A 9,621-nucleotide genomic window follows, 5' to 3' on the forward strand; every position below is an offset into this window, starting at 1 on the left:
ATGACCCCGATCCGGCCCTCTCGCTGGCACCGGCACAGCAGGTCGCGGACGAGTTCCTCCCGTTGACGCCGGCGCAGCAGCATATGGCGAGCGAGCTGCCCTGGTATCGCCAATGGCTGCTGGAAACCGGCCGCACCGAGGACGACCTCATCCCGTTCGTCACGTAGCGAGGAGGCCGAGCGGCGCTCAGAGGCCTACCTCTATAGAGGTGGCTCGTCCTGCAGAACCGCTTCCAGCGTCGCCAGCAGGGCCTCGAGAGCATCACGTTCGACAGCGCCGGCCTGGAACATGCCCGAAATCCTCCCCCTGACTTGCGGCGATGCTGGTGGGAAGCACCTCGGGAAGCGCTCGCAGCGCTCAGCACAGGTGACATCGACCGGACGCTTCCGGCCGTCGTGCGCGCAGGGGATCAGGGACATGAGCCTGGTCGAGCTCCCGCTCTGGCGAGAATCGAACACACGTACGACAACGTACCACCTGCCGCGATGCTCTCGGAATTCCCGCCCTTGACGGGGAAGCCCTCTGTCGCGACTATGCTCACGGGGAAGAATATCCGAGAATGGGCCGCCGCTGCGAGGAGGTCGTCATGCTCAGGAGGCTCTACAAGGACCAGGGCTCGGGCGGGGGCGGTTGTCCGAGCGTGTACGCCGAGGACGGCGGGTTCGTGGTGGTGGGTGACCGCGCCGACCAGGACCCGGCCGTCGCCGAGGGGCTGACCGACCTGCTACCAGGCGAGGTCGCGGTTCGCGTCCCCGAGGAGGTCCTGCTCGGCGCCGCCGAGGAGCACGTCGGTCGGCCGGTACGGCGGGAGGCGACCTCGGTCGAGCCGTTCACCGCGGAGTGGGACGCGCTGCTTCGCGGCTTCGAGCACAGCGCGTTCCGCCTGGAGGTGCTGCAGCAGTACGCGATGTCGTACGAGGATGACTCGCTGCGCCGGTTCCTTGCGGGCGAGCCGCCAGAGGACGACCCCGCCAAGGGAGAGTGGTTGGACCTGGTCCGGGCCGCTCGTGCGGCGGGGAAGCGGATGGAGCGCGTCCACGTGGTCGTCGAGCCGCTGAGCGACTACCTGCGCTACGAGCTGGCCTGGTGGTACGCCGACAACGTCGCGGCCGGCGAAGACGTCCGCATCCTGCCGACGCGCCCGCGGCAGTGGCCGGCGGGGCTGCCGAGGCACGACTTCTGGCTGTACGACAGCCAGAAGCTGGCGGTGCTCCACTACGATCCCGAGGGGCGCCTGTACCGCGCCGAGCTGGTCGGCGACCCCGTCGAGGTGGTGCGGCACAACGCCTGGCGCGACGTGGCCATGCACCAGGCAGTCCCGTTGGGCGAGTACCTCGACCGGCACCCGGACCTGCAAGCCCGTGTTCCCCGCCAGCGGAAGGAGGAGGTTGACCACCTTCCAGCGCGGACCTAGCGCGCTCGCCGCCCAGCTCCGGGCGCTTCGGGAGGATGCCGGCCTGACCGGCACCTCCCTGGCCCAGCAGGCCGGCTGGGGCCAGTCCAAGGTTTCCAAGATCGAGACCGGCAGGCAGCTCCCGACCGAGGACGACATCCGCCAGTGGGCTCGCGTGGCTGGCGCGCCCGCCGGCAAGGTCGAGGAGCTGCTCGCGTCCCTGCGGCACGCCAGGGTCGAGTTCGCGACCTGGCGGGAGCAGTACCGCACGGCCGGCGGCGGCGCGGCCAAGCAGGCCGACATCGCGGCGCTGGAGGCGCGGGCGACGCGGATCGGGGAGTTCCAGCCGGCGTTCATTCCCGGGTTGCTCCAGACTGCGCAGTACGCCCGGGAGCTGCTGGTGGCGTGGGCGCTGGACGCGGCCCAGGGCGCACTTGGCATCGGCGGGGCCGACGTTGACCCGCTGGTCGCGGCGCGCATGCAGCGCCAACAGCTCCTGTACCAGCCCGGCAAGCAGGTCCAGCTCGTCGTCCTCGAGGCCGCCCTGTACTCGCGGGTCTGCTCGCCCGAGGCGCTCGCGGGGCAGCTCGACCGGCTGCTGGCCGTCACGAGCCTCCCCAACGTCGAGTTCGGCATCATCCCCTTCGCCGCCCGGCTACCGGTGTTTCCGATCTGCTCGTTCATGATCTTCGACACCGAGCTGGTGACGGCCGAGACCCTCACCGGGGAGCAGCAGGTCAACGAGCCCGAGCAGATCGCGCTCTACGACCGCTTCTTCACCCTCCTGCGCGACAGCGCCGCCCGTGGGCAAGACGCGGTGGCGATCATCCACGGGGCGCTCGGCGAGCTCCGCCTGAGCCGCTAGTTCACGACGCACAAGCCCTCGTGGAGTACTCCTGGCTGAGAATATTCTTGACACGAAGCATATTCTTGACCTCCAATGTCAATCACGGGTTCATGTGCCCATCGCGTAGGCAGGCACCTGCCACCAAGCGGAGGAACCACGGTGGTCGCGCTTCGAGATCGCGCCGCTGCACAGCCGACGGAGGCTCGTTCGGCGGATAGACCTGACTCGGCGCCGCTCACGTCCACTGACTCGGAGCGGCCCGGCGGGTGGCCGCTGCTGGTGCAAAGCCCTGGGGAGGTCCAAGGCGCCCCGCTCTTCGTGACCCAGTGCCGCCGGTGCGACTGGACGAGCCCTCGCCAGCCGGCCCCCAAGGCGGCGTGGGCGGCGTTCGAGGCGCACGCCTGCGAAGAGCGCCCGGCATGAACGCGGCCAGGGTGGCGGTGCGCGCCTGGACGCTCGGCCTGCGTGGCGGCCTGGCCGAGCTGGCGGCAGCGAGGCTGCGTTGGTGCCTGGCCTGTGGCCGGGTCGGGCTGTGGGGCTGGCGGTCGCTGACGCCCTCGATGCCGATCACGTGGGTCTGCGTCGACCAGCCGGGCTGCCAGCGGCGCCAGGCCGCGGTAGCGGTGCGGAGGCGGAGGGGGTGGCGGCGGCTCCTGGTGTGAGACGGCAGGGGCCGGCCCGCCGGGGATCGGGCCGGCCCCTGGCACCCCCGGCTGGGGCTGGCCCGTCCCGGGCTCTTCGTGCCCCCGCGACCGGCGGCGGCCGGCCCCAGCCCTCCCCGCAAGCAGGATCCCGAAGGAGGCAGCAGGTGACGCCATCCAGCCACGCACCCACGACTGATCCTGAGCTGTGGAGTCCGGTCCCGGACCACCGCTACGTCCAGGCGGCGGCCCGGCTGGGTGCCGACCCGGACGCGGTCCAAGCCGCGCTGGACGAGCTCGACACTACCTTGCGGCGCCGCGAGGAGCGGCGACGGGCCGCCACGCGGGACTTGGTGGCCGAGCTGTACGCCCGCGACGGCGTGACCCCCTCCCCCGAACGGGTGGACGCAGAGGCGCAGGCCGCCTGCGCCCAGGAGCACGAGGAGCGCCTGGCCGCCGAGCTGCGCCGCCTGGTCACCCCACAGGTGGCCGCCATTCGCCGGGCCCGCACCCTGACCGACCAGGAGCTGGACGGCGACTGCCGGGCCGCGCTGAACGTGCTGGCCACCGCGCCCCGGTCGCTTGGGGAGTTCCAGCCAGCGGCCGAGCAGCGCCACGCGGCCGAGCGGGCGTCACTGGACGGCTTCGCCACCCAGGAGACCGAAGTTGACGGCCTGCTCGAGGAGGCCCGCGGCTGGCAGCTCCGCCGACGCACGAGGTTGCGCCGCGAGCTGGCCGAGGCGCGAAGGGGCCGCACGGCCGCCGCGCACCGCGTCCGGGCCGCCGCGGCGCGGCTTGCCGCGGTCCAAGCCCGCGAGGCCGAGCGCGTGGAGTGGCTGGCCCAGCCCGAGGTCCGGGAGGTGCTCGGCGCGGGCGCCGCGGCGCTGCGGGAGCTCCACGACCGCGCCTCCGTCCAGGAGGGCGCGGCGACCGCCGAGCTGCCCGCCGTGGACCGGCCCACCCCGGGCCAGGCGGGCCGTCCCGTGGCGCCGGGGCCGGCACGGTGAGCGCGGCCGACACCGGGCTTGGCGGCTGCTCGTGGCGCCGCTGCCAGCAGCAGGCCACGGTGGTGGTCTCCTTCCAGGTGCCGCACCTGCTGGCCGGCACCAGCCGGGGCTACTGCGCGCACCACGCCGTCCAGGCCGCCGGGCAGCCCGGCGCGGTGCTGACCGGGGTGGTGGGCCGCGTGCCAGTGCAACAGGCCCTGCCCAGCCTCGACCCGACCACCGCGACCGGCTGGCCGCCGCCGCGCCGGGGTGGTGAGCGGCGGTGACCGCGGCGCGGTCGGTGCCGGCCGACCCGTATGGGGCCAAGGAGCGGCACCGCATCCGGGCGCTGGCGCAGGGTCGCGCGGCGTCGTAGCTGGCCCGCTCCTATGCGGAGGAGTACCGGGAGTGCTACGCCCAGGCGCTGGACCGGGTCCGCACCCAAGCGCCCCGGCTGCCGTCGCGGCAGGCGCACCAGCGTGCCAGCCGCCAGGCCCACGCCGACCTGCAAGCCTTGTTCCGCGACGAGTTCGCCGCCCGTGTCGAGGCGGAGCTGGCCGGGTTGCAGCCCGCCGAGACGGTGGAGCTGGGCCGCGTGGAGCCGCCGGTGGCGGCCCGCGCGCGGCTGCGGGCGCTGTTGTGGCTGGCCGACCAGCACCCCGACCAGACCCGGGAGCGGTTCCACGCCGAGGCCGTGCGGGTGCCATTGCGCCCCTCGGACCGGGCGCCAGGACGGCGGCGGGCGCTGGCGTGGGTGCGGGCACTGGACGGGCTGCGCGCCGCCTACCCGGAGCTGTTCGAGGCCCGCTACGCGCACGAGCTCGCCCGCCACGCCGGCCAGGAGCCACAGTCGTGACCCGGCACGGGTGTGGGCTGGGCCGCCGGCTGCCAGCGCAGGCGCCGGCGGTCCGGCCCGGCCACCCTGCGAGGGGGAGGAGGTGGTCGCCCGGCTGACCTGACGCCCAGCGGTACACGTCCAGACATTCAGCGGCCGGGCCGGGGCGTGGCCGTGCGGCGGGCCGCAAGACGGCCCGCGCGGGGAAGCGCACGGCCACCCCCGCCACCCACCCGGCCAGGTCCGACAAGCTCAGGGGAAGGAGCTTGGCATGCTCACCACCACCCCCACCATCCGACCACCTAGCCACCAGCAGCGGGACCGGGGCTTGCAGGCCGCCCTCGACGCGGTCGCTCAACAGTTCGGCCCGGCCGTCGTGACCAGCCCCAACGGCACCGCCAGCACCCCGCCAGCCGTCGTCCCGACCGGCAGCCTCGCCCTCGACCACGTCCTCGGCGTCGGCGGGGTCCCCCGCGGACGGATCACAGAGGTCTACGGCCCCGAAGGCGTCGGCAAGTCCACCCTCGCCCTCTCCGTCCTCGCCCAAGCGCAGCAGGCCGGCGAGACCGGCGTGTTCGTCGACGCCGAGCACGCCCTCGACCTGGGCTGGGCCAAGACCGTCGGCGTCGACACCCACAAGCTGCTGCTCTGCCAGCCGGAAAGCGGCGAGCAGGCCCTCCAAGTCGCCAGCCTGCTGATCGAATCGGGCTCGGTCGACGCCCTGGTGGTCGACTCCATCGCGGCCCTGGTGCCCCAGGCCGAGCTGGACGGCAAGATCGGCGAGCAGCACGCCGGGGAACAGGCCAACCTGCTCAGCCAGGCGCTGCGCAAGCTCGCCGGCCAGATCGCCCGCGCGGGTGTCGCGGTCGTGGTCACCAACCAGCTCCGCCAGCGCGCCAGCGTCACCGGCACCCCGACCTACACGGCTGGGGGCAGGGCGCTTGGCTACTACGCCTCGGTCCGCCTGCACCTCCACCAGCCCAGCAGCGTCAAGGACGCCGGCCGGGTCGTCGGCACCCGCGTCCGGCTGCAGGTGACCAAGAACAAGCTCGCCCCTGCATGGCAGACAGCCGAGCTGGAGCTGCACGCCGACCACGGGCTGAGCGCCGAGGCCGCCCTGCTCGACCTCGGCCTCAACGCCGGGCTGCTCGCCCAGCGCGGGGCGTGGCTGAGCTACGGCACGGTCCAGCTCGGCCAGGGCCGCCAGGCCACCCGCCGCCGACCGCGCGAGCACCCCGAGCTGGCCGCACGGCTGGACGCAGAGCTGCGCCCCCGCCTGCTGCCCGCCGCCGACCAGCCGGCCGTGGAGGCGGCGGCCTCCTAGCCGCCGCGGGGCCGGCCGTGGCTGCCGAGCGCGGCCGGCCCCGGCCTACCGAAGGGACCGAAGCATGAGCGTGGCCCGCCAGCTCGCCCAGGCCGTCCTCGGCCTAGGCCTGCTCGGCTACGTCGCCCGCCTGTTCGTCGCCGCCGTCAGCGACCACCAACCCACCGTCGACCCCGAGCCGCCCCGAGCCGGCAGCGTCGACCCTAGCCCGACCTGGGTGCGCGACCAGGCCGGCGGCGGCGTGCTGCCAGGCGGCGACGTCGGCGGCGACGCCCAGCTCGATGAGTCGTTCAGCGTCCGCTTCCACCACCGCGACCAGCCCGGCGCGCTGGTGACCTACCGCTACTACGCCGCGTTGGACCTCGACGACCTCACCAGCATCTACGTCGAGCGGCAGACCGAGTACCTGGTCTGCACCGACCCGGCGACCCCGGCAGCACCGAGGTCTGGTCCGACGACCGCTACAAAGCCGTGCAACGCGGCTTCGGCAGCGTCGAGGCGGCCACCGCCGCCGCCCGCCGCATCGCCGAGGCCCACCTGGCCTGCGATGAGCCACGGTCGGGCCAGCCGCCCTGGGAACCGGAGGGAGAAGGGAACCCGTGATGTGGACCGCCTCTGGACCCTGCTGGCGTTCGTGCTGCTGCTGTTCCATGGCGACGCCATCCTCGCGTTCGCCGCCGAACAGCTCCGCGCCCGCCCCGAACAGCTCCGCGCCCGCCGCGCCCACCGCCTCGACCTCCAACGCGAGAAGACGAAGCAGACGATGATTGGCCACGACCGCGACGCGCTGGTCTGGCGCCAGCTCGACGGCACCACGAGCGGCGGTGCCGTCGAGCAGGCGCCCGAGTGCAGAGCGACACCCGAGATGGGGATGAACGGCGACATGAACCTGCACGCGTCGGGGGGTGGCGGTGCAGGTCAGGGGCTTGCCGGCGACCAACGCATCGCTCGCCAAGATCGCGTCTGCCGCCATCACCGTGATCGTGCCGTCGGCCTTGCTCGGGCATGCAGGCCAGCCGTGGGCGGATGCCGCGCCCGCGGGTGGTGCCAACGCCGGGTGGCTCGGCTGCTCCGGTGCGGGTCGGCGCTATTCGTCGAGGGCCTGGTCGAGGGGGACCAGGCGCTGCTGGAGGCCGAAGATGGCGGCCTGGGTGCGGTCGGCCAGCCCCAGCTTGGCCAGGATGCTGGACACGTGCGCCTTGACGGTCTCCTCGCCGATCTGCAGGGTCCGGGCGACCTGGCGGTTGGTGCGGCCGCGAGCCAGGGCGGCAAGGACCTCCTGTTCGCGGGGGGAGAGCTGGTCCAGCGGCCGGCGGCGGACGGTGGCCTGGCGGACCTCGTGGACCAGCCTGGCGGCGATCCTTGGTTCTAGGACGCTCTCGCCGCGGGCGGCGGCGCGGACCGCGGCGACGACCTGGTCGACGCCGGCGGTCTTGGGCAGGTAGGCGAGCGCGCCGGCGCGGACCGCGGCCAAAAGGTGCTGGTCGTCTTGGGAGGAGGTGAGCATCAGCACCTCGGTGGCGGGTCGGTCCTGCTTGATCTGGCCGAGCACGCTGATGCCGTCTTGGCCGGGGAGGAACAGGTCCAGCAGCACCACGGTGGGTGCCAGGGTGCGGACCGCCTGGATGGCGCTGGGCCCGTCGGCGGCCTCGCCGATGACCTGGATGCCGTCCTCCTGTTCGAGCAGGAAGCGCAGGCCTTGGCGGACCACCTGGTGGTCGTCGACGATCAGCACCCCGATCACGGTCGGCCCCTTGGGAGCAGGATCTGGATGGTGGTGCCCTCGCCCGGGGTGGAGTCGAGCTGGAAGCTGCCGCCGAGCTCGGCGGTCCGTTGGCGCATCAGCCCCAGGCCCAGCCCGTGGCGCTGCTCGGCAAGGCTGGGGTCGAAGCCGGCGCCGTCGTCGGTGACGGTGACCGCGACCTGGCCGTCCTGGTGGTGCAGCCGCAGCCGGATCCGGGTGGGCTGGGCGTGCTTGACGGCGTTGGCCAGCGCCTCCTGGACCACCCGCAGCACGGCGTGCTCGGCCGGTGGGGCCAGCGCGACCGGCTCCAGGTCGGCGTCGATGGTCACTCCCAGCCGTTCCTGGTAGGCGCGGCACAGCTCCTCCAGGGCCGGGATGAGGCCGGCGTCCTGGAGCGCGACCGGGCGCAGCTCCAACAGCAGCGCCTGCATCTCGTGCATCGTCTGGGCGGCGGTCTGCTCCATGGTCTGGACCTGGGGGCGCAGCGGGGAGCCGGCCGGCAGCGCCCTGCGCAGCCCGCCGGCCAGCAGGCGCAGCGAGAACAGGTCCTGGGAGATGGCGTCGTGCAGCTCGCGGGCGATCCTTGCGCGCTCGCCGGCGCCGGCGAGCTGCCGCTCGGTGGCCATGGCGGCGTCCAGCCGCTCGGCCATGCGGTTGAAGTTGCCTTCCAGCTGGGCGACCTCGTCGCCGCCGGACACCGGCACGCGGTGGCGGTAGTCGCCGTCGGCGACGGCGACGGTGGTGGCGGCCAGCCGCCGCAGCCGGCGGATGAGCCGCCGGGTCGACAGCAGGCCGAACACGAGCCCGACGGGCACGGCCCCTGCCAGCACCAGCAGCCCGACGCCAAGCTGCGGCGCCAGCGCGCTCCACCAGCTCGGCTCCCCGGCCAGCCTGGCGGTGGCGGGGACCTGCACGTAGACCACGCCGAGCAGGTCCGACACCGGCGACGGCTTGGTCCCCTTGCTGAGCCCGCGGAGGTCCAGCACCGGCGCGGCCGCCCACAGCACCGCCCCGTTGCGGGTGGGGGTGGGGGCCAGGCCGTCGCGCTTGCCCCACGCGGTGGGCGGCCGGGTGGTGACCTGGGCGGGCAGGGCGCCCATGGCGGGGTCGCCCAGCCGCCTGCCGACTGGGTAGCGGGCCGGGTCGGAGCTGGCCACCACCCGCCCGTCGGGGGCCAACAGCAGCACCAGCGGGGGCCTCAGTACTTTGTCGCGCTGAGGGAGGTCGGGGATACCGACGCCAGTTTCGTCGGCGGACCTGCGGGCCTGGCCAGGCGGCAACCCCAGCGCGGCCTGGTCGAGCCGCAGCTGGCTGGCGGTCGGCAGCTGGCCGAGGGTGGCGCTCTGCTGCATGACCCGGTTGGCGGTGTCGCTGGCCAGCAGCTGCACCAGCGTGGCCCGGTCGGCCCCAGACACCAGCCCCGGCAGCACGATCACGGCCGCCACCACCTCGACCAGCACCACCACCGCGGCGGTGACCAGCACGTAGGAGCCGGTCATCTTGGCCTGCAGACCCCAGCGTCCCCGCATCCCGATCCCCTGTCCTTGCCGGCTCATCTTCCACCATCACCGCCGGCTACGCGCCCAGCCCTGGGTGGTCACACGCTGCGCAGCGCGTCGGTTGGCGCCAGCCGCGCGGCGCGCAGCGCCGGGTACAGCCCGGCGACCACCCCGACCGCCAGCGCCGCCGCCAGGCCACCCCACAGCGCCACCGCCGGGAGCTGCACCGCCCACTGCTGCCGGTCGGCCACCCCGACGGTGATCGCGGCGCCGATCGCCACGCCGCTGGTGCCGCCGACGGCGGCCAGCAGCAGCGACTCGACCACAAACTGCGCGGCGACGTGGCCGCGGG

General features: G+C 74.0%; 11 protein-coding genes. 7 read left to right on the forward strand and 4 right to left on the reverse strand.

Annotation, left to right across the window (positions count from 1 at the left end):
• The first annotated feature begins 586 nt into the window (after window positions 1-586).
• From VG276_06035 to recA, 7 genes are all read left to right on the forward strand, one after another.
• On the forward strand, window positions 587-1,414 hold the full coding sequence (locus VG276_06035; protein HEV8648962.1) for a hypothetical protein: 828 nt from the start codon (window positions 587-589) through the stop codon (window positions 1,412-1,414).
• Window positions 1,389-2,258, forward strand: coding sequence for a helix-turn-helix transcriptional regulator (locus VG276_06040; GenBank protein HEV8648963.1), 870 nt, complete (start codon window positions 1,389-1,391; stop codon window positions 2,256-2,258). The genes VG276_06035 and VG276_06040 overlap by 26 nt, the downstream gene beginning before the upstream one ends.
• Before the next feature lie 401 nt (window positions 2,259-2,659).
• The gene (locus VG276_06045) at window positions 2,660-2,902 is read left to right on the forward strand and encodes a hypothetical protein (GenBank protein HEV8648964.1); all 243 of its coding nucleotides are present in this window, start codon (window positions 2,660-2,662) and stop codon (window positions 2,900-2,902) included.
• Between the two features lie 146 nt (window positions 2,903-3,048).
• Complete coding sequence (locus VG276_06050; protein ID HEV8648965.1) at window positions 3,049-3,888, forward strand: hypothetical protein; 840 nt, start codon at window positions 3,049-3,051, stop codon at window positions 3,886-3,888.
• Complete coding sequence (locus VG276_06055) at window positions 3,885-4,154, forward strand: hypothetical protein (protein HEV8648966.1); 270 nt, start codon at window positions 3,885-3,887, stop codon at window positions 4,152-4,154. The genes VG276_06050 and VG276_06055 overlap by 4 nt, the downstream gene beginning before the upstream one ends.
• A gap of 227 nt (window positions 4,155-4,381) precedes the next feature.
• Window positions 4,382-4,723, forward strand: a complete 342-nt coding sequence (locus VG276_06060; GenBank protein ID HEV8648967.1) for a hypothetical protein — start codon at window positions 4,382-4,384, stop codon at window positions 4,721-4,723.
• Between the two features lie 250 nt (window positions 4,724-4,973).
• Complete coding sequence (recA, locus tag VG276_06065; protein HEV8648968.1) at window positions 4,974-6,026, forward strand: recombinase RecA; 1,053 nt, start codon at window positions 4,974-4,976, stop codon at window positions 6,024-6,026.
• A gap of 103 nt (window positions 6,027-6,129) precedes the next feature.
• On the opposite strand, the gene VG276_06070 is transcribed toward recA, so the two are convergent.
• From VG276_06070 to VG276_06085, 4 genes are all read right to left on the reverse strand, one after another.
• On the reverse strand, window positions 6,130-6,333 hold the full coding sequence (locus tag VG276_06070; GenBank protein HEV8648969.1) for a hypothetical protein: 204 nt from the start codon (window positions 6,331-6,333) through the stop codon (window positions 6,130-6,132).
• A 780-nt stretch (window positions 6,334-7,113) separates the two neighbouring features.
• Window positions 7,114-7,770, reverse strand: a complete 657-nt coding sequence (locus VG276_06075) for a response regulator transcription factor (GenBank protein ID HEV8648970.1) — start codon at window positions 7,768-7,770, stop codon at window positions 7,114-7,116.
• Window positions 7,767-9,326: a sensor histidine kinase gene (locus tag VG276_06080; protein ID HEV8648971.1), complete on the reverse strand. Its 1,560-nt coding sequence runs from the start codon at window positions 9,324-9,326 to the stop codon at window positions 7,767-7,769. Before VG276_06080 ends, VG276_06075 begins: the two co-directional genes overlap by 4 nt.
• Before the next feature lie 41 nt (window positions 9,327-9,367).
• Window positions 9,368-9,621 (reverse strand): ABC transporter permease (locus VG276_06085; protein ID HEV8648972.1); only part of this gene is annotated, 254 nt, incomplete at its 5' end.

This window comes from Actinomycetes bacterium (assembly GCA_036000965.1).
Classification (GTDB): domain Bacteria; phylum Actinomycetota; class CALGFH01; order CALGFH01; family CALGFH01; genus DASYUT01.